Source organism: Hymenobacter amundsenii (assembly GCF_002204745.1).
GTDB lineage: Bacteria > Bacteroidota > Bacteroidia > Cytophagales > Hymenobacteraceae > Hymenobacter > Hymenobacter amundsenii.
The window spans coordinates 314,457-333,082 of record NZ_NIRR01000001.1 but is presented as its reverse complement, the minus strand read 5'-3'; the positions used below and the strand labels follow the sequence as shown (position 1 = coordinate 333,082).

Annotated in this window: 18 protein-coding genes and 2 tRNA genes; 10 read left to right on the top strand and 10 right to left on the bottom strand. The window is 60.9% G+C overall.

Translation table 11 applies throughout. The features are described from left to right. The first annotated feature begins 10 nt into the window (after positions 1-10). Together CDA63_RS01480 and CDA63_RS01475 are read left to right on the top strand one after the other, a co-directional pair. On the top strand, positions 11-706 hold the full coding sequence (locus CDA63_RS01480; protein WP_088462663.1) for a PD-(D/E)XK nuclease-like domain-containing protein: 696 nt from the start codon (positions 11-13) through the stop codon (positions 704-706). Between the two features lie 27 nt (positions 707-733). Next, positions 734-1,054 (top strand): YegP family protein, encoded by a 321-nt coding sequence (locus tag CDA63_RS01475; protein WP_088462662.1) that lies wholly within the window; start codon positions 734-736, stop codon positions 1,052-1,054. 73 nt (positions 1,055-1,127) lie between these two features. On the opposite strand, the gene CDA63_RS01470 is transcribed toward CDA63_RS01475, so the two are convergent. From CDA63_RS01470 to CDA63_RS01460, 3 genes are all read right to left on the bottom strand, one after another. Beyond that, entirely contained in the window at positions 1,128-1,529 is a 402-nt protein-coding gene (locus tag CDA63_RS01470) for a hypothetical protein (RefSeq protein ID WP_088462661.1), read from the bottom strand. A 74-nt stretch (positions 1,530-1,603) separates the two neighbouring features. Next, positions 1,604-2,350, bottom strand: a complete 747-nt coding sequence (locus CDA63_RS01465; RefSeq protein ID WP_126546680.1) for a hypothetical protein — start codon at positions 2,348-2,350, stop codon at positions 1,604-1,606. A 68-nt stretch (positions 2,351-2,418) separates the two neighbouring features. Next, positions 2,419-2,886: a thermonuclease family protein gene (locus tag CDA63_RS01460; protein WP_088462659.1), complete on the bottom strand. Its 468-nt coding sequence runs from the start codon at positions 2,884-2,886 to the stop codon at positions 2,419-2,421. Between the two features lie 186 nt (positions 2,887-3,072). On the opposite strand from CDA63_RS01460, the gene CDA63_RS01455 reads away from it, so the two are divergent. Then, positions 3,073-3,267, top strand: coding sequence for a hypothetical protein (locus CDA63_RS01455; RefSeq protein ID WP_088462658.1), 195 nt, complete (start codon positions 3,073-3,075; stop codon positions 3,265-3,267). 161 nt (positions 3,268-3,428) lie between these two features. Then, on the top strand, positions 3,429-3,767 hold the full coding sequence (locus tag CDA63_RS01450) for a TfoX/Sxy family protein (RefSeq protein ID WP_088462657.1): 339 nt from the start codon (positions 3,429-3,431) through the stop codon (positions 3,765-3,767). Between the two features lie 19 nt (positions 3,768-3,786). Here the strand turns inward: CDA63_RS01450 and CDA63_RS01445 are convergent, their stop codons facing one another. The 4 genes from CDA63_RS01445 to CDA63_RS01430 form a co-directional block, all read right to left on the bottom strand. Then, a complete protein-coding gene (locus CDA63_RS01445) occupies positions 3,787-5,154 on the bottom strand; it encodes a site-specific integrase (RefSeq protein WP_088462656.1) in 1,368 nt (455 codons plus the stop codon). Positions 5,155-5,307: 153 nt separating this feature from the next. Next, positions 5,308-5,381, bottom strand: a tRNA-Asn gene (locus tag CDA63_RS01440). Between the two features lie 95 nt (positions 5,382-5,476). Further along, positions 5,477-5,926, bottom strand: coding sequence for a hypothetical protein (locus CDA63_RS01435; RefSeq protein ID WP_206780446.1), 450 nt, complete (start codon positions 5,924-5,926; stop codon positions 5,477-5,479). Between the two features lie 71 nt (positions 5,927-5,997). After that, positions 5,998-6,297: a 3-hydroxyacyl-CoA dehydrogenase family protein gene (locus tag CDA63_RS01430; RefSeq protein ID WP_317044026.1), complete on the bottom strand. Its 300-nt coding sequence runs from the start codon at positions 6,295-6,297 to the stop codon at positions 5,998-6,000. On the opposite strand from CDA63_RS01430, the gene CDA63_RS21515 reads away from it, so the two are divergent. Then, entirely contained in the window at positions 6,286-6,420 is a 135-nt protein-coding gene (locus tag CDA63_RS21515; RefSeq protein WP_262490638.1) for a hypothetical protein, read from the top strand. The genes CDA63_RS01430 and CDA63_RS21515 overlap by 12 nt on opposite strands. Positions 6,421-7,043: 623 nt before the next feature. Here the strand turns inward: CDA63_RS21515 and CDA63_RS01425 are convergent. Continuing rightward, positions 7,044-9,074, bottom strand: coding sequence for a tetratricopeptide repeat-containing sensor histidine kinase (locus tag CDA63_RS01425; protein WP_165768143.1), 2,031 nt, complete (start codon positions 9,072-9,074; stop codon positions 7,044-7,046). 328 nt (positions 9,075-9,402) lie between these two features. Here CDA63_RS01425 and CDA63_RS01420 point away from each other — a divergent pair, with 328 nt between their 5' ends. The 3 genes from CDA63_RS01420 to CDA63_RS01410 all read left to right on the top strand — a co-directional run bounded on the left by CDA63_RS01420 (position 9,403) and on the right by CDA63_RS01410 (position 11,376). Further along, positions 9,403-9,918, top strand: a complete 516-nt coding sequence (locus tag CDA63_RS01420) for a hypothetical protein (RefSeq protein WP_126546678.1) — start codon at positions 9,403-9,405, stop codon at positions 9,916-9,918. 250 nt (positions 9,919-10,168) lie between these two features. Next, complete coding sequence (locus tag CDA63_RS01415; protein WP_088462652.1) at positions 10,169-10,729, top strand: fasciclin domain-containing protein; 561 nt, start codon at positions 10,169-10,171, stop codon at positions 10,727-10,729. 230 nt (positions 10,730-10,959) lie between these two features. Beyond that, positions 10,960-11,376, top strand: coding sequence for a hypothetical protein (locus CDA63_RS01410; RefSeq protein WP_088462651.1), 417 nt, complete (start codon positions 10,960-10,962; stop codon positions 11,374-11,376). Positions 11,377-11,463: 87 nt separating this feature from the next. Here the strand turns inward: CDA63_RS01410 and CDA63_RS01405 are convergent. After that, a tRNA-Arg gene (locus CDA63_RS01405) sits at positions 11,464-11,535 on the bottom strand. Between the two features lie 102 nt (positions 11,536-11,637). Here CDA63_RS01405 and CDA63_RS01400 point away from each other — a divergent pair. Next, positions 11,638-12,792 carry a DUF2652 domain-containing protein gene (locus CDA63_RS01400; RefSeq protein WP_088462650.1) on the top strand — a complete coding sequence of 385 codons (1,155 nt, stop codon included), beginning with the start codon at positions 11,638-11,640 and terminating at the stop codon, positions 12,790-12,792. Positions 12,793-12,938: 146 nt separating this feature from the next. On the opposite strand, the gene CDA63_RS01395 is transcribed toward CDA63_RS01400, so the two are convergent. Beyond that, positions 12,939-14,183, bottom strand: a complete 1,245-nt coding sequence (locus CDA63_RS01395) for a Pycsar system effector family protein (protein WP_088462649.1) — start codon at positions 14,181-14,183, stop codon at positions 12,939-12,941. A gap of 414 nt (positions 14,184-14,597) precedes the next feature. On the opposite strand from CDA63_RS01395, the gene CDA63_RS01390 reads away from it, so the two are divergent. Then, entirely contained in the window at positions 14,598-18,512 is a 3,915-nt protein-coding gene (locus tag CDA63_RS01390) for a metallophosphoesterase (RefSeq protein ID WP_242434510.1), read from the top strand. Positions 18,513-18,626 lie beyond the last annotated feature (114 nt).

The window sequence follows — 18,626 nt, the reverse complement described above, 5'->3', positions numbered from 1 at the left end:
CCATAAGCTCATGTTCCACAACCTCACCACCTACCCAGGCCTCACGCAGCTGCAGCACCGCGCCCTGCCCCAGGTCTCCAACACCGACCTCTCCAATCTCAAAGCCAAGCTATTGGGCCAGCTGCGCCAGCCCAACCCCATGGCCCTGGCCTTCGGCTCGCACTTCCACACCGCCACGCTTGAGCCCCACACCTACGTCCGCACCGATGAGAAGTGCCAGTGGAATCTACTCGAGCAGCTAGCCCGCCAAGTGCGCCGCCAACGCTACTGCCGCGACCTCCTCCACCGCGGCACCGCCGAGCTCACCCACACAGCCACGCACACGGCCACCGGCGTCCAAGTCAAAATCCGCCCCGACCTTCTGGTCATCAGCCCCGCCGGCCGCCGCACTACGCTGGTAGACTTCAAAACCACCAGCTGCCCCACCTACTCTCACTTCCTGGCCACCGTTGAGCAGTACGATTACGACCGCCAAGCATCCCTCTACCTCGACGTGCTCGGTGCCACACGCTTCCTCATCATCGGCGTGCAGAAGAAGGCGCCGCACGCCGTGTGGCGCGTTGAGCTAACCACCATGCCCTGCCTCCTCGAACAGGGCCGCAAGAAGTACAACACGCTACTCCGGCATCATGCCCGGCTAGTTCACCGTATGCCAGCTGCCGCCACGCTCCCAATACCGTCCCGGCCGCGGGCGCAAGCTGCCTAAATTCACTTTTCACTTAATCTCCTTACCATGGCAAATTTTCAGATTTCCCGCACCAGCGGCCAATACTGGTACCACCTGCGTGCCGACAACGGCGAAATTGTCCAGTCAGGCGAAGGCTACACCAGCAAAGCCAGCTGCGAAAACGGCATCCAGAGCGTCAAAGCCAACTGCCAGCCCCAGCGCTTCGAGTCATATTTCACCGCCGGCCAGTACGGCTTCAACCACGTAGCTACCAACGGCGAAATCATCGGCCGCAGCGAGAAGTACACCACCGCCCAGGCCCGCGACCAGGGAATCCAAGTTGTCATGCGCGAAGCCCCCGAGGCCCGCGTCCAAGAGCTGAGCTAGCCGTTTCTTCCTCATTAAAAAAGCCCCGTTTGCGCATTGCAAACGGGACTTTTCAATTTAGAGCAGTTTACTATTACGCCTGCAGTAAGTCAACTTGCGGAGGCGATAGAATCGGCGTGCCCGTTGCCACTTCTCCAAACAGCGAGTTAGCTGGCAGCTCCTGCCCGCCGTTGCCGTCCGGCACCTGGTTGAAGATGACCAACTCCTCGCCGGGCGTGCTCTGTGCCAGGTGGTCCACCAGCACCTCTTGCCCGCTGTTAGCGTGCAGCGCCTGCGTAAGCAGCGTATAGGTGCTCACGTCCACGTTGTAGAGCTGGTTCAGCGCATTCATCTGCGTGGCCGCGTCCTCAGCCGCGCCAATGGCATCGGCCAGCAGTTGGGTATAGCGCCGGGCCTTTTGGTCGGCTTTGGCGCGAAGCTTAATAGCGCGCTTCATGCGCCGCTTGAATTGGGTTTGATAGGCCGTAAGTGCCATGACATTGAGTAGTAAATGTTGAAAGAAAAAACGGCCGGCCGTTACTGGCCAGCCGTCACCTACCAAGGCTAGTATTAAGCCACGTACTCAATCGCCAGCGGGTTAGTGCTGTTGTTATTGAGGGCGTAGAACTTGCCGTTAATCTGCTGGTAGAAGTTGATGCCCACCACGCCCACCACCAGGTTTGCATCGGCCGGAGCCGCCGGGAACGTGGCCACCACCGACTGGTTCAACAAAGCGGCGCTGTTGATGGGCAAGATGCCCAGCGGAGCCGCCACTACGCCGTTCGTGAAAGTCAGCGCCTCCATGTCCAGCGAAGAAGCCGCAAATACCACCTCGAAGTGGGTGGCACCCTGCGGAGTCGCAACGTCGCTGGCCGGGTTCAGGGCCGGGATGCTCATGGTTACATCAGCACCCGCGCCCGTCACCTCGTAAGGGAAGTACATGGTCTGCCCAATGCCGGCGCCAATGTTGAAGTTGAAGCCGAGCAGCGGCGCCGAGTTGCTGGCGTCGAACACCCGCAGCCCTCGGTCATTCGTGTCGTCGAGCCCAATGACTTCGCGCATCACTTTCGTGAGACGCGAGGCCAGCTGGCTGTCGCTGGCCGAGGCAATGGCCACGCGTAACGAGTCGCGCAGCACCTTGCTATACTTAGCGGCCAAGCCAAACTCAGCCGCGTTTTCGCGGGTACGCGCCCGGCTCGGAGCGCTGGCAAAAGCCGCTTTGTCGCCTTGCGGCTTCTGTGAAATGTTTCCGTTTTTGCTGAACACCAGGCCCCCTACGGTGCCCTGAATGCCCAAAATACCTGTCTGACGTGCCATAGTAAAAAGTCGTTGTTAGAAGTAAGAAATTAGATTCTGTCTTGGCTGCTTGTGCTTGTGCGGCCTTGCTACCGGGTGCAGCCCACCCCGTAACGCCGCTTGTTTTTGTAGTTGAATCGCCGCCACTGCTGCGGCGTGAGCACGCCCACCGCCCCGCACTTCCACAGCCCCCGCCGCTTTTCCAGTGCTGAAGCCTGTTGTGCTGCCCGGCCTGCCACCTTATGCTTCGGGTCCCAGGCCCACGCCCACCCCCTCACCACCAGCAGCGAATCCAGCGCCAGCGCCGGCTTACCCGCCACCAGCAGCCGCACCGCACCCAATTCCCGCCCATACAGGTCCACACCGTGCCGCGTCAGCAAGACCAGCTGCGCAGGCTGCAGCAGCCGCGCCACCGAGTCCGCCGCCTGCTTCCCAAAGGGTTGGTCCCGCTCCGGCGCATCCACGCCCAGCAGCCGCACGCGGTGGGTTATGCCCCCAGCCAGCACGTCGTAAGTGTCACCATCCACGACCCGCACCACCCGCCCGGTTTCGGTCACGAGTGGCGTCGTGGCCGCACCGCTCCCATCAACGCCCGGCGCCGGACATAGCTCATCCCGAAACCAGCCGCAACCGACAGCAACCACCCGCTGAAATACAGTGCTTTATGATTCATAGCACGAACCTACAGACGGGTTTTAGCCGTTGTATATTCGTCCATCCCACTTGCCCCAACACGCCCCAAGATGCCCCAGGTTTGCCTCTATCCCAAGGACGTTGCCCAGCTCACCGGCACCGGCTACGACGCCGGCAAGCGCCTCCTCCAGCGCATCCGCACCAAACTGCGCAAGCCCGCCCGCGCCTACGTTTCCGTCGCCGAGTTCTGCGACTACACCCGCCTGCCGGAAGCCGAAGTAGCCGCCGCGTTGAACCGAGGATGAAGGCAGGACGGAGGCAGTCTGGAGGCACCTTACGCTCACGCCGTACATTAGCTGAAAGCCTAGCGAGCTTACGAACAATTCACAGTTCAGCTAACCGCTGACCGACAGACTAAGCTCAAACCAAATAGACTTGGTAACACTTCAATCACGTCCCATGTGCAATGGCCTCTACCCCACAATTTGCCGAATTTGTCGTTGAGCAGTTTAACAGCTCCGGTCACGTTACCGCCAGGAAAATGTTTGGGGAGTACACCCTGTATTGGGACGCTAAGCCCTTTGCCCTGGTTTGTGACAACAAACTATACGTAAAGCCTACTGCAGCGGGGCGGGCTTTCTTGCCGGAAGTAACTGAGGCCGCGCCTTATCCAGGCGCAAAGCCTTGTTTTCTGGTTGAAGAGCAGCTGGAGGACCGGGAGTGGCTGGCAAATCTAGCCCGTCTGACGGTGGAAGAATTGCCGGAGCCCAAACCTAAAACTAAAAAACAGCGTGGCGGCCAGTAGTGTACATGCACGATGCCGCTTACCGCACCGGCTCCCCGTCGTAGCACTCGCCCAGTACCGCGCGCCACGCCTCGAGCACCGCTGGCGCCAAGAGACGCGCTTTGTCTTTTGCATACCGGTCGGTCACATCCTCGTCTGCATGCCCCAGCACCAGCTTCGCCAGCGCCTTGTTCCCATTGCTCACTTGCTTGAGTAACGTACCGGCTGTGTGCCGCGCCGTGTGCGTGCTGATGACCTGCCAGATGGGCCGCCAATTATGTACCACCTTGCCGCCCGTAATCAAACGGTCGTCCCACTCCCGCGTCAGGCCAGCCTCTTGGGCTATTTCCTTAATCCAGTCCCCGCGCTGCTGCCAGTTGCGGGCCGGAAACTGCCAGCCCCACCGCTCACCTATTTTCAGCGCAATGGGCGGCAGTGGTACCGCCGCGTCATTGCCCGTTTTTCCTTGCGCGTGGAGCAGCGCGGGCACCTTGCTGCCATCGGGTAGCGTCAGCGTGATTCGCTCGCGCTTGTCGAACTTCTCCAGGTCCTCGTACCGCCGCCCGCTGAAGAGTTGAAACAGCCACCGGTCTCGCTCCTCAGCCAGGTGCTCGGAAGTCGGCCGCCACCGAATCAGCTTGCGCACTTCTTCAACTTCCAAGTCCAGTTGTGGCGCGTTCTTGGCCGAGTACTGCAGCCACGCCATATCCGCCGGTTGCCCCAGTTGCTCCAGGCACTTGCGGATGCCCCCGAAATGCACCTTGATGGTCGCATCCGACTTCTGCAGGTCCAGCAGGTGTTGCTGGTACTCCTTGGCTACCTTCTGCGTCACCTGCCCCGGCCGCAGTTCCGGTCGCCAGCTTTCCATCATTGTTGCCAGCTGGTCATACTTGCGCAGGGAGTCTTTCGCCAAGTTGCGGTTTTCCGCTTTCCACTCTTCCAGAACCTCCCGGAAAGTTCGCCCCTCCTTAACCGCCGCCACCGCCGCAGGCGCATCCAATGGGGGAAACAACTCAGCCACCAGTGCCGCTTTGCTCACCTTCATATCAGGTGCCTTGCTGTAAAGCCGGGTAAAAGCATCCTTCACATCAACCTTCATCTTCTCTAGCCGGGCATTGATATTAACGGCTGAGTCCGGGTGCGACTGCACACCTGCATCCACTTCCTTGTCCGTCAGGTCACGCCCACTCAATGCCTGCTGGCTTACAACATCCCACAGGCATTCCATCTTCCCGCCAGTCTTTCCCGGCCGCTCGGGCAGCACAATTACACCCGTATCAACCTGCAGCTCCTCCCCATGCCAGCGAGCCGTGAGCCGAACCGGGCAGCAGCCGTTCCGGTTTTTGGCCGTCTGCCGCAGGTAAAACTTGACACTAATAGTCTTCTTGAATGCGGTAGGGCGTATCATCGGCGCAGGTTATGTCCCGGTTTGTGTCCCGGTCTATGTCCCGGTTCATACCGAAAGTTAACCGGACTACACCGGAGTACCAAACCCAAATGTGCCACCACGGGCTAGAAACGCAGAACGCCCGTCGATATTCGACGGGCGTTCTGGTTGTAGCGCTCCCTCCTGGGCTCGAACCAGGGACCCTCTGATTAACAGTCAGATGCTCTAACCGACTGAGCTAAGGAAGCGGTTATGGCGGCATTTTTTGCCGTTGCTGGTGCAATATTAGAACAAAGTTCGCGAAGCACCAAATGCGGGTTTCAAAAAAAAGACAGACTGTTTTTTAATTCGTGATTGTCAGAGTATTGCCGGAGAGGGCCGTGGTGTACCGCCGCAGTGGCAACGTGGCCGGACCACCCTGGGGCTGGCCCTGGAAGCTAAACTGTGACTGGCAGCAGGGGTCGTAGATGCGAACAAACGGCTCGATAAAGACCCGGGCGCAGGTGTCCTGGGACTGGTAGGAGCAGTTGCGGTCGAAGGCTAGGTAGGAACTGGCGTTCTGGCGTATCACGATAATGCCCCGTACTCCCGGCTTGCCCCGCAGGTACACGGCTCCGTTATCGAAGCGCAGGGCGCTGTTCTGCTGGTCGGTCAGGAACAGGACTTCACTCACGGCGGCCAGCGGAATCTGGGGCTGAGCGTTGCCGCCCGAGTTACAGGCAGGCAGTGTGAGCGCCAGGCTTAGGAGCACAACGCTAGTCCCGAAGCGTGCGGAGGATTGCAAACAAAACATACGGACAAGGAAAGACAGGCCAGAAGCTCCCGTAACGCGTGGGCCGGGCTAAATGGTGCACCGGGGGTAGTTTACTTCGCGCTAGTGGGGCTGGTGGGGTACTCGTAGAAGCCCCGGCCCGATTTGCGGCCGTGGTGACCGGCATCTACTTTCTGCTGCTGCAAGCGGCTGGGCCGGAACTTGGCGTCGTAGTGGAAGGCCTCGTACATGGCCGACGTGACGAGGTAGTTGCTGTCTACCCCGATCAGATCCATGAGGCGGAAGGGACCCATGCGGAAACCGGCCGATTCGAGCAGCTCGTCGATAACTTCCAGGGGGGCGACTTGCTCCTCCGCTAGCTTCAGCCCTTCCACGTAGTAGTGGCGGGCCACCCGGTTCACAATGAAACCCGGCGCTTCCGCCGCACCCCCGCCACCAAAGTGCAGCCCTTGCTGGCCACGCTGGTCGCCCTCAGCCTGTTGCGCGAAACCGAGGAGGGCGTGTACGCGGGGTAGCCCACCCCAGAGCGAAAACGCCCCTCCTCAGCTGATTCCGCGCATCAAGCGGCGAGGGGCTGGGGGTGGTTGGCCATTCGTTGTTTACCTGGGCTCTCATGTCGTCGAGCGCGGCCAAGGCATCCCGCTTGGCTGAATTGCCACCGTATCCGTCATGTCGTCGAGCGCAGCCGAACCAAGGGTCGCCGGAGGCAAGCCGCTCGCCCGGCTGAGGTTGGGCCAGTAGGTTACCCTAGTAATAAGCACATCATGCTGAGCAGGTTGCGCATCAAGCCAGGGACCGAAGCCTCTCTGCCGCTTCGTTGAATCGTTGCTGGGCCGGTAGCGTTAGCCAGCGGTAGCGAGACTTGCCTCCGGCAACCTTCGGTTCGACCAGCTCAGCAGGGCTGGTTCCACTGCATACCTAGGGTTCAACAGTCCGCAGCACCTAGAGCGTATGGACACTTAGCAAATGGGGCCTTTGAATCTATCAAAACGTTCATGTTGAGCTTATTATAGCATCTCTACCGAACGTTTTGCCGCAACGAAGCGGTAGAGATGCTTCGACAAGCTCAGCATGACCGCCTTTCTTGTTAAGTGTCCACACGTTCTAGCAGACGGGTACCGGCCAGAGGGAAAGCGCCTCAGCGGTACGGCAGGCGAATGGTGAACTCTGTGAACTCGCCTTCTCTTGATTTCACCCCTAGCGTGCCGCCGTGGCTTTGCACCACAATATCAAAGCACAGCGACAGGCCCAGGCCAGTGCCTTCGCCGGGTGGCTTGGTGGTGAAAAAAGGCTGAAACACCTTGGAGCAGATTTTTTCGGGCATGCCGATTCCATTGTCGAGCACCCTGATTTCCACGTCCTGGCCGTTGGTGCGGTGGGTGCTTATGGTTACGGCAGGCTCATACCTGGTGCCAGTGGGCATTTGCTGCTGGCGCTGGCGCACGGCATAAAACGCATTTGCGCACAGGTTCAGCAGCACCCGGACCATATCGGAGCGGATAACCGGCACCAGGCGCAGCTGAGCATCGAAGTCGCGGGTGAGGGCGGCCTTAAACGTAGGGTTGCTGACGCAGTAGTCCTGGTAGGCCAGGGTCAGGGCTTCATCGGCTAGGGCGTTCAGGTCGGTGGGCTCGCGCTGGCCGGGGCCGGAGCGCGAGTGCTCCAGCATATCCCGGATAATGGACGACGCGCGCTGCCCGTGCAAACTGATTTTCTGGAGGTTCACCTTCAGCCCGGCCAGAAATTCCTGATCCACGCCGTTGGTACGGGACAGGTCGCGCTCTTGGCCCGCCATTTCCTCCACCAGCTCGGTACTTACATCGGCAAAGTTTTTCACGAAGTTGAGCGGGTTCTGCAGCTCGTGGGCAATACCGGCGGTCAGCTCACCGAGGAAGGCCATTTTTTCGCGCTGCATCAGCTGGTTCTGGGTAGCTTTCAGTTCGGCCAGGGCTTCGCGCAGCCGGTCGCGCTGGGCGCCAATCTGGGCGTTGCGGCGGTTGAGCTGCAGGTTGGTATACTGTTTCAGGCGGTTGTTGCGCCACAGCAGCCAGAGGGCCGGCAAGGCCCCGGCCAGCGCCGCAATCAGCCACAGCTGCCGGCGGTCGGCGGCGGCCTTCTCCTCCTGGTCGGCCTGCTCCTGCTGCCGCAGCCGCTCACTGACATCGAGCGCCTGCACCTGGGCCATCTTGCTAAGGCTGAACACGTTGTCGCGGGTGGCATTGGCCAGCATGAGGTAGCGGAAAGCCTGGGCGCTATCCTGGCGGGCTGCCCAGGCCGCGGCCAGAAACTGGCTGGCTTCGAGTACCCCTTTGGGGTAGTGCCCCTGCTGACCAGCCAGCAGAGCTTGTTTTCCGCTGTAAATAGCCGAGTCGGCAAACTGGCTGCCGGCCTGCTCAAACAGCCGCGCCCGCCCCAGATATGCCCGGCACAAGGCAAACGTAACGCGCTGGGGCCGCGCCCGCCGGATGCTGCGCCGGTAGTAGTACTGGGCCAGCCGGGGGTTGCCGAGCTTGGCATACACGTTGCCCATCATGGCCGCGTCGCCTACCTCACTGATCAGGTCTTTGTTGATCAGATCAAGGGCGTAGCCTTGCTTTAAGTACAGCAGGGCTGAGTCGAGGCGGTTGAGCTGGTAGTATACGTTGCCAATGTTGCCCAGCGCGCGCGTCAGCAGCTTCTGGTTGCTGATGGTTTCGGCCACGGCCTTCCCTTTAAACAGATAAGCCAGGGCTGGGCGGCTGTTCTGCTGCTCCCAGTAGAGGTAGCCCAGCGCGTTGTAGGCCCTTCCAATCAGCTCGGGGTCGCCTAGGTCCTCGGCGTGGTGCAACCCCTGCAGGCCCACCTGCAGCGCGGCCGGGTAGTTGCCAGCTTCCCGGAACCCCGAGTTCATCCGGATGAGGGCCCAACACACGCCTTTCCGGAAATTGAGCTGCTGAGCCAGCTGCAGCGCCTGCTTACTGTAGGCAATGGTAGCCAGCGGGTTGCTCTGGGTATGCTCGTAGGCCAGCTGCACCAGCAGCAGCGCCCGGGTGGTATCAGGGGGAGTGTGGGCCAGCAGGCGCTTAAGGCTGTCGAGGCGGGCAGCGGGTTGGGCAGCGGGTTGGGCAGCGGCGGGCGTGTTGAGTACCGGGCTCATCCACCACAATATGAGCACAAACACCGTTTTCATGGCAGAAAACTGAAAGTACATCCGGCTGAGAAAGAGTCCCGCCGGGTAGCGGCACCTGCCAGGCTTTGCCTGGGCACTGCGCCACACTGGGGCCCTATTTTCCTGCTCCGGACAGCAAGTGTAGCTTTCCTCAGACCCAATCCCAGCCAATCAAGCGAATGCCTGCATCCTCAACTCCATACTAGCAATGCTATACTCTAATATAGCGAATTTGAACGGCAATTGCTCAGATTACGCCTCCCTGCAGGGCTAGTAAACCTGGGTTCCGGAAACTGGCCACGCCCCGGCTTAGCACTCTACCCTCACGCTCACCGACCTCTACAACGTGGTGGAGAAGCTGCGCGCCGGCCAGCCCCTGGCCACGCCCAAGGAGCAGACCATCAACCAGCAGGGCCTGGCCTCGGTGGTGCTCAGCCTGCACCAGCAGCTCGATGCCGCCGTAGCCGCCGCCTACAACTGGCCCGCCACCCTGCCCAAGCCCGAGCTGCTGGCCCGCCTCGTGGCCCTCAACCACGCCCGCGCCCAGGAGGAAAGTGCCGGCCACGTCCGCTACCTACGCCCCGCCTACCAGGCCCCCGAGCTGCAACAGTCGCAGTTGGCGTTACCCGGCAGCGCCGCCAAAGCCGCCGCCGGCCCGGCCGCCACCGGCCCCTGGCCCCTGGAGCTAGCCGCCCAAATGCAGGCCCTGCGCGACGCCGTGCAGCAGGCCGGCCAGCCCCTGAGCGCCGCCCAGGTCGCGGCCCGCTTCAAGCGCACCCCCGCCACCAAAGTGCAGCCGTTGCTGGCCACGCTGGCCGCGCTAAGCCTGCTGCGCGAAACCGAGGAGGGCGTGTTTGCGGGGTAGGGGTGGGGCTTCGCTTCACCTAATGTGCACGGAATGAAAGAGAGGGGGAACTAGTCATAGTTGCTAGGGCTAAAAAACTAGTTCCCCTTCTCCGAAAAGGAGAAGGGGCTAGGGGGTAAGGTGCCCGTGCGGCGCAACGCCAGGGTGCCCCGCACGGTGGCCTCCGCTCTTCTCCGGCACCAGGTAACCCTCCGGGCTAGTCATCGTAATATATTATACAGTAGTAGTTTACATAAAAAACCCTGTTCTTATGCTCACCAAAACCTTCTTTTCCCTGCTTTTCGGTGGCCTCCTCACGTTGGGCCTGGCCCCCGCTACCACCGCCACCGCCCAAACCGGGGCCCCGGTCACGGCCAAGGCCAACGGCAACCTGCTCCAGATGTCGAAGCTCTCGGCCAACCATACCACCCTCATGAAGGCCGTGGCGGCAGCTGGCCTCGCCGAGCAGGCTCAGGGCAGCACCAAGTACACCATCTTCGCACCCACCAACGCCGCCTTCAACAAGCTCCCCGCCGGCAAGCTCGATGAGCTCTTGCAGCCCGCCAACAAAGGCCAGCTGGCCATGCTCATTTCCTACCACGTAGTGCCCGGCAGCTACTTGGCCGCCAACCTCCGCGACGGCCAGCAGCTGACCACCGTGCAGGGCGAAACCCTCACCGTCATGCGCCACGACGACATGATTATGCTCAAGGATACCAAGGGTAACTCCACGGTCGTCGTCAACGATGATATTGTGGCCGAAAACGGCATCATCCATTCCATCGACAGCGTGCTCATGCCTACCAGCCTCAGCGCTCCGACCCGCAAGTAGGCCCGCCCCCGCAAGTCCCGCCCCTGCGGCGCGGTGGTCACCTCTCGTAGCCGGGCGGTGCCGCCGCGCCGCCGGGGCGGGGCTTTGTAACGGGTGAGCTTGGTAGTAACCACACGCGCCATCAGCGGGATGGGGCGCCTTGCCGGAATAAAGCGGAAGTTGCAGGGTGATGCTGGAATTTATTAAATTAATTATATATATTGTTTTATTATTCACATAGCCCAATCACCATGACCGACGAGTCCACCGCAATTGAAACCACCGTTTCCGCAGAGCAATGGGACAAGGTGGTCGGGTTCTACACCCGCCTGCTCGGAGCATCCCAGCAAACAAGCGACTCCGAAGCCATCTTCGCCTCCCCCGACGACGGCCTGACGATCCGGCTGGTTAAGGAGGGTACTGAGCGTGCTATGAACATCATCAGGCCTAGGTTCACGCCCATGGGGGGGCGTGGTGATGGATTCGCTAGAGTTAAGCAAGAGCATAATAGGATCAAGAAACAGCCAGGCCATATTGAGCTAATGGAGCCTATTCTGGTCGGCCCGCAGAATGAAGAATGCACCATATCATTGATTCTGTCGGATAACCCCTGTAGAATCGGCCTAATGGTTCACTTGGAGTGTGTTATCCACAATCCCAACTGGTAAGCTAATTGCCTCTATTAATCTGTTTTACCCCAAACCGTCCCCCGAAAAACAAAAAACCGCTTCTCCATCCGGAGAAGCGGTTTTTTGTAGCCGCGACGGGAATCGAACCCATATCAAGCGTTTAGGAAACGCTCGTTTTATCCATTAAACTACGCAGCCGGGCGTTGGCCTCGGGGCGAAGTTACGCCGAAAGCGTGGGCGGGCCAAACAGGACGTATCTTCGCCCCGGGGCTTTGCGTATGTGCTTCTTTTCGTGATTGTATGGGGGTATTGGAAGATTTGCGGGCGCGGCGCCGGGCAGTAGGGCGGGTTTCGACTTCGGCCTTCGACGGGCAGCAGCCGGCGCTGCTGCTCATTCCCGACATCAGCGGCTTCACCCGCTTCATCGAGCAGTCGGGCAGCCCCCAGGCCCCGTTCCTGGTCGCCGACCTGCTCGAAATCCTCATCGAGGCCAACACCCTGGAGCTGGAGGTAAACGAGATTCAGGGCGATGCCGTGCTGTTCTACCGCCTCGGCCCGCCCCCCACGGCCCACGAGCTGGTGCAGCAGTGCCGCCGCATCTACCTCGATTTCCAGAACTACCTACGCCTGGTCGAGCAAGACCACGATTCGGAGTTGGCCGCGGCGTTGCGCGCCCTCGTGCTCACGCTTAAAATAGTGGTGCACTATGGCCGCGTGAGCGTGGCCCGCATCCGCGAGCATACCAAGCTGATGGGCCGCGACGTAATTGTGGCCCACCGCCTGCTCAAAAACAACGTGGCCGGCTCCGAGTACGTGCTGCTCTCGGAGGGCTACACCCGCACCCAACCACCGGCCGCCCTGGCCGCCGCCTTCTCCTGGACGCGCCTGCTGCCCGGTTCCACCCACTACGAGTATCTCGGCGACACGCCCTACTATTACGCCTACCTCTCGCCGTTGCGCCTGCTGCTGAGCACCCCCGGCACCGATGCCGCCGGTACCCCCGGCCGCAGCAAAACCTTGAAGGTGCGCCGGGCCTTGCCGGTGTCGGCCGAGTACGCGCTCCGGGTGGTGAGCAATTTCCGCCTGCGCCCCCGCTGGATGGAAGGGGCCACCGCCGTGCACTACGACGTAACCAAAGCCGGCCGCCTGGGCACGAGCTACAAGGTCGATATCGGCAACGGCCAGATTGATTTCCAGACGGTGCAGGTGCTCGAAGACGAGACCGGCCGTTATACTTACGTGGAGAAGATTTCGCACTACCGCCTCTTTCCCAACGCCCTCCTCTTCTACCACATCGAGCCGGTAACCGCGCAAGCCTGCCTGCTCACGTTGGAGCTACGCTACGGCCACATCGCCAGCGACTCGCGCCTCGTGTGCTTCGGCCAGCTCCGCCGCCTCGCCCTCTTCCTGGGCCGCTCGTTGCGCCAGCTGGGCGAGCTGGTAGAACGGCGGTAGGAAGCGGGGCGGGGAGAGGGGAGAGAAGGAAGAAGGAATAATAGGGGGGGGAAAGACCGTCCTGCTGAGCGAAGGCGCAGCATGACGGTCTTTTTTTCTCTTACTTCTCCCTTTCTCCCTCTTCCTTCGCCTCTACTCCCAATCCCCTACATCTTATACAACAGCACGATACCGAACGACAGCGCCGTCAGAATCAGGCCCACCATGAAGATGGTGTAGCTCAGGCGCAGCAGCCGATACTTGCGGGTGAGCACGTCGCCGAGGTAGTAGATGTCGGTGACCATGTTGGTGTAGAGCGCGTCGCGCTGGCTCATGATTTCGGTCATGCCGCGCTGGAAATCGTCGAGGCTGAGCTTGCTAAAGTTACCGAAAAACAGCAGGTTCACCCGGCGGTTGGTGGCAATCTGGGGGCTGCGCTTTAGCCACTTGAAGCTCGTCACGTCGGGCTGGGCGCACAGGATGGCCGTAATAACCGAACCCAGGGCCGTAGCCAGCAGAATGCCCATCGGCACGGCAATGATGGGGTTGCGGATGGCACCCATATCGGTGAGGGCCGCCGTTTTGCTGCCCAGTTTGGCGCCGAAGTACGTGATAATGAGCGACATGAGTACGGCGTTGAGCGAAATCATCATGCTCGCCTTTTTGTCGGCCATGTCGGAGAGCTTCATGTGGTTGCTGTACATGGTCCGGAACATCGTTTCGATGCCCCGCTTGGGCTCGGCAAACGTGCCCTGCTCTTCCTCCACCTTCTTCTTGCGCTTCTTCTCAGTCTTTTTGAGGCCCTTGCGCTGGGCCTTAATGTTGTCCTTGAACTGGGTTTTGTAACGGTCCTTGGCGGCGGGCGTGTAGAACTTGGCGCTGGTCAGGAAGTCGAGTTGGCTTTCGGCCCACTCGGTATTGGTGTAGGTAGTGCCCAGAGCGGCTTCCCACTCGGCCCGCAACAGCTCACCGTTGGCGAAAAAATCTTCGCGGCCCATGCCGCTCATGTCGGCATCCACGAGCAGTTTTTCGAGGTCGGTGGTGCGCTTGGCGTCGCGGTGGGTGGCCTTAATAAGCGTCTGCACCAGCTCGATGCGCTCGGGTGGGTATTGCTGGCCGGCCAGCCACTCGCCCGCCAGTTCGGCGCTCCGGAATTCGTGCCCGTCGTAGGTATCAATATAGCCCACGTCGTGAAACCAGGCGGCCAGTACCAACGCCTCCTGGTCGGGGGCGGCTAAGCCGGCGGCTTCGCCCAAGGCCCGGGCCTCTTTCACAACCATGCTGGTGTGCTTGGGCGAGTGGTATACCAGCTTGCCCGGCAACTGGTCTTCCAGCAGCGCCAGCACGTAGGTTTTGGCTTGGCTGATGATTTCGGACTTGGCTGGTTTGGGCGTAGCGAGAGTGGTTTCCATCGGGGCAAAATAGGCGGGCAGAGAAGGAGCAGAATGGTATAATACGCAGAAACCAGCCGCTAACTCCGGCAGTTCGGCAACCAAACGGCCGGCAATTGGGTTGCAAAGTAAGGCCGAATATCCGTGAAGAAAGGCTTCGTGGGACTGGGAGCTGCCATTTATGGTGCTACCTGGGCAGCCGGCCCTGTGCGCTGTATCGCCTACAACGCGATTCGCGGGCGGGGGGTTGGGCCGGGCCGTTGCCAACCGTAGCGTTTGGAATTGCGTAGGGCAGCCTGAACTACGTCGGCCCGCCGCTCGGCGCGGCTTTGGCTATGCGGCTGGTTCAATACCTTTGCAGCTTCTTCTTTCAGTTTTCAGTCCAGTGCTTCCTCCGGCTGCCGGCCGGGGGCCGTTTTCGCCTACCATTCTTGTATGAGTAAATATCTAGTAGCCTGCAGTCTGCTCCTGGCCCTGGCCGGCCTGGTTAGCCCGGTGCAGGCCCAGCAGAAAGAGGTGGTCCAGACGGCCCACCCGACCCGTCCTAACTATCGGGGCGCGGGCGTAGACTGGAAGTCGAAAACGCCGCCCGACAGCTCGCGGGTGCGGTACTCGGTGTTCCTGATTGGCGACGTGGGCAAGCCCGCCCCCGAGGCGGAAGGCGGCGAACCGTCGCTCAACTACATGCGCAAGCAGATTCTGGCCGCCGGCCCCCGCAGCAGCACCGTATACTTGGGCGATAATATTTACGAGTATGGCCTGCCCCGTGTGGGGGCCGCCGACCGCGAAGAATCGGAGCGCCGCATGATTGGCCAGTTGAAAATTCTGCGCGATTACCAGGGCGAGAAGTACATGATTCCGGGCAACCACGACTGGAAGCAGGGCCAGCGCGGGGCCGTCGAGCAGGTCAACCGCGAGCAGCAGTTCGTGGAGGACTACCTGCGCTCCGACTCTGCCGCCTTCCCCTATACCGGCGACTTCTTCCTGCCCCGCGACGCCTGCCCCGGCCCGGTGGAGATCCGCCTCCAGGATGACGTGGTGATGATTGCCATCAACTCGCAGTGGTTTTTGCAGCCCGCCGACCAGCGGCCCTCGGGTGGCAACAGCAACTGCGGCATCAGCAACGAAACCGACTTCTTCACCCGCCTCGAAGACATTATCCAGCGCAACGCGGGCAAGAATATCATCGTGGTGGCCCACCACCCGCTGTTTTCCGACGGCATCCACGGCGGCTACTTCACGCTGGCCGACCACATCTTCCCGCTCTCCATCGTTTATAAGTACGCCTTCCTGCCGCTGCCCGTCATCGGCTCCATCTACCCCTTCGCCCGCAAGTACGGCGGCGTCAGCCAAGACATTCCGCACCCGCTCTACCAGGCCTATAAGAAGGGCCTGCTGGATATTTTCCAGAAGTACCCTAATGTGGTGTATGCGGCTGGCCACGAGCACAACCTGCAGTATTTCAAGGAGGGCACGCTCAACCACATCGTGAGCGGCTCGGGCTGCAAAACTCAGCACGTAAAGCCCGGCGGAGCCGGCGACGCCCTGTTTTCGGATAAGGAAAAGGGCTTTGCCCGGGTGAACTACTACGACAACGGCGAAGTGTGGGTGTCGTACTTCGTGCCCGAAGGCACTGGCGAAACCGGCCGCCTGGTGTTCCGCACGCCCATGTACGCCCAGCAAACGGCCGAGGTGGAGAAGCTGGCCGATCAGCAGAACGTTATCCGCCCCGACTTCCGTGACTCCACCGTAACCACGGCCGTCAACCCGGCCTACGCCGACCGCAGCCGCTTCCATAAGTTCCTGTTCGGGGAGCACTACCGCAAGGAGTGGGCGACGCCGGTGGAATTTCCGGTGCTCGACCTGGCTACCGAGAAAGGCGGCCTGACGCCCTATAAAATTGGGGGTGGCAAGCAAACCGCTTCGCTGAAGCTGCGCAACGAGGAAGGCCGCAACTACACCGTGCGCGGCATTGATAAGGACCCGGCCGCCGTGCTGCCCGAAGCCCTGCGCAGCGGTGCCGCCGCCGATATTCTGCAAGACCAGATTTCGGCCCAGCACCCCTACGCGGCCCTCGTGCTGCCGCCCCTCGGCGACGCGGCCGGTATTCTGCACACCAACCCTGAGCTGCGCTACGTTCCCGAAGACCCGCTGCTGGGCCAGTACCTGCCCCGCTTCGGCAACGTAACCGGCACGCTCGAAGAAGATGCCAAAGACGACCAAGCCAACGTGGCCAGCCTCGGCTACGCCACCAACCTGGTGGGCACCGACAAGGTGTTTGAACGCATTACCGACGACAACGATAACCGCGTGAACGAGGTGGATTTCGCCCGTTCGCGCCTGTTCGATATGTGGATCGGCGACTGGGACCGGCACGAGGACCAGTGGCGCTGGGCCGAACGCAAGCAGAAGGACGGCGACCGGATTTTTACGGCCGTACCCGAAGACCGCGACATTGCCTTTTTCAAGGGTGATGGCCTGTTGCCCTACCTGGCCTCGCGTAAGTGGGCCATCCGTAACTTCCAGAACTTCGGGGCCGATTACGGCGACTGGAAGGGCCTTAACCTAACAGCCCTCAGCAACGACCGGGTGTACCTGGCCTCGGTGAGCAAGGAGGAATGGGTGAAGGAAGCCCAGGAGATGAAGGCCGCCCTCACCGATAAGGTGATTGAGGACGCCATCAAAAACCGCTTCCCAGCCGATATTTATGCCCTGCACGGGGCCGAAATCGTGGCCAAGCTCAAGAGCCGCCGCGACCTGCTACCCGAAGTGGCCGCCGACTACTCGGGGTTGCTGAGTAAAGTGACGGAAGTCAAGGGCTCGAAGAAGCGGGAGCGGTTTGTAGTCGAGCGCCTGCCCGACGACAAAACCCACGTCACGGTTCAGAAGATCAACAAGGAAGGGGAGCTGACCAAGATGCTCTTCGACCGCACCTTCGACAACAAGGTAACCAAGGAGCTGCGCCTCTACGGCCTCGATGGCCAGGACCAGTACCTGCTCCGGGGCAAGGTGAAGAGCGGTCCGCTGATTCGCCTGATCGGGGGCATCGATCAAGATTCTATCGTGGACGAGTCGAACGTGGCCGGCTTCCGCCACCGCCTCCAGATTTTCGATGCCGACTCGGGCAACGCCATTGCGGCTGGCCCCGATACCCGCCTGCGCCTCAAGCCCGGCCTCGACGTGAGCCGTTACGACGTGCACACCCGCACCAATCGCAAAGATTACACGCTCAATTACTTCGGCCCGACGCTGTACTTCGGCTACAACATCGACGACCGGCTGTTTCTGGGCGGCGGGCTGGTGTACCGCACCTACGGCTTCCGCAAGTCCCCCTACGCCACCGAGCAGAGCTTGGCGGCTAACTTCTCGCCTTCCCAGAACGCCTATAACGTGCGCTACCTGGGCCACTTCGTGGATATGTTTGGCGACCTCGACCTGCGCATTACGTCGCAGCTCTACGGCCCTCAGCTGCTCTACAACTACTTCGGCGAGGGCAACGACACGCGCAACATTCTGGCCGAGGACGACGATAACCGCGTCACCAACCGCAACATCAACGATACCTACCGCATCCGGTTCTCGCGCTTCTACTTCAACCCGATGCTGGAGAAGGATATCTTCAGTTTCCTCAAGTTCGGCTTTGGTCCGCAGTACGACCAATTCCGGGTCGACCGGGACCAGATCGGCAGCCAGATTGAACTTGGCTTGGATCAGAATGGCAATTATAATGGCCTAAGCGAAGCTGCCCGGGGCATCCGGTCCTCCGATTTCGGCCTCAACCGCTACGTGGGTGCCAAAACCTACCTGAACCTGGATGTAGCCTCTTCGCCCAAAAACCCGCGCATCGGCCTGCGCATCTACAACTCGGCCGAGTACAACCGCCAGCTCAATGGCGAGAAGCTCAGCTACGGCCGCCTGGCCACCGAGGCCCGGTTCTACCTCTCGCCCAACTTCCCGTTCCAGCTTACCTGGGCCGGCCGCATCGGGGCCACCCGCAACCTCGGCGACTACCGCTTCTACCAGGCCAATACGCTGGGTGGTACCACCAACCTGCGCGGCTACCGCCGCACCCGCTACGCCGGCCGCTCGTCGGTGTTTGCCAACGGCGAGGTACGCCTGCAGCTCTTCGAGTTCAATGCCTACCTGCTGCCGGGTAAATTCGGTGTCCTGGGCCTGGCCGACGCCGCCCGGGTGTACTCGGCTTACGACCAGAAAACGGGCCTCAAGGCCCTGCATACAGCCTACGGCGGTGGCGTTTGGATCGATGTGCTCAAGCAGGCCGTTATCAATGCTACCTACTCGGTAGGCGAGGAAAATCTCGTATTCGTGGGCTTCGATTTCCTGTTTTAACCAACCAGAAAACAAGCGTCGAGTAACAGAATCGTTTGGCCGCCACAGGGAAACCCGGGCGGCCAAACGCTTTTTTATGCCCGTTCAGCTTTGCTGGCAGCGCGGTTTTGGCGC

Bases quoted from the DNA above. Each gene is read 5' to 3' on its own strand.
- CDA63_RS01480 (WP_088462663.1), top strand. From the start codon at position 11: ATGTTCCACAACCTCACCACCTACCCAGGCCTCACGCAGCTGCAGCAC.
- CDA63_RS01475 (WP_088462662.1), top strand. From the start codon at position 734: ATGGCAAATTTTCAGATTTCCCGCACCAGCGGCCAATACTGGTACCAC.
- CDA63_RS01470 (WP_088462661.1), bottom strand. From the start codon at position 1,529: ATGGCACTTACGGCCTATCAAACCCAATTCAAGCGGCGCATGAAGCGC.
- CDA63_RS01465 (WP_126546680.1), bottom strand. From the start codon at position 2,350: ATGGCACGTCAGACAGGTATTTTGGGCATTCAGGGCACCGTAGGGGGC.
- CDA63_RS01455 (WP_088462658.1), top strand. From the start codon at position 3,073: ATGCCCCAGGTTTGCCTCTATCCCAAGGACGTTGCCCAGCTCACCGGC.
- CDA63_RS01450 (WP_088462657.1), top strand. From the start codon at position 3,429: ATGGCCTCTACCCCACAATTTGCCGAATTTGTCGTTGAGCAGTTTAAC.
- CDA63_RS01445 (WP_088462656.1), bottom strand. From the start codon at position 5,154: ATGATACGCCCTACCGCATTCAAGAAGACTATTAGTGTCAAGTTTTAC.
- CDA63_RS01435 (WP_206780446.1), bottom strand. From the start codon at position 5,926: ATGTTTTGTTTGCAATCCTCCGCACGCTTCGGGACTAGCGTTGTGCTC.
- CDA63_RS01425 (WP_165768143.1), bottom strand. From the start codon at position 9,074: ATGAAAACGGTGTTTGTGCTCATATTGTGGTGGATGAGCCCGGTACTC.
- CDA63_RS01415 (WP_088462652.1), top strand. From the start codon at position 10,169: ATGCTCACCAAAACCTTCTTTTCCCTGCTTTTCGGTGGCCTCCTCACG.
- CDA63_RS01410 (WP_088462651.1), top strand. From the start codon at position 10,960: ATGACCGACGAGTCCACCGCAATTGAAACCACCGTTTCCGCAGAGCAA.
- CDA63_RS01400 (WP_088462650.1), top strand. From the start codon at position 11,638: ATGGGGGTATTGGAAGATTTGCGGGCGCGGCGCCGGGCAGTAGGGCGG.
- CDA63_RS01395 (WP_088462649.1), bottom strand. From the start codon at position 14,183: ATGGAAACCACTCTCGCTACGCCCAAACCAGCCAAGTCCGAAATCATC.
- CDA63_RS01390 (WP_242434510.1), top strand. From the start codon at position 14,598: ATGAGTAAATATCTAGTAGCCTGCAGTCTGCTCCTGGCCCTGGCCGGC.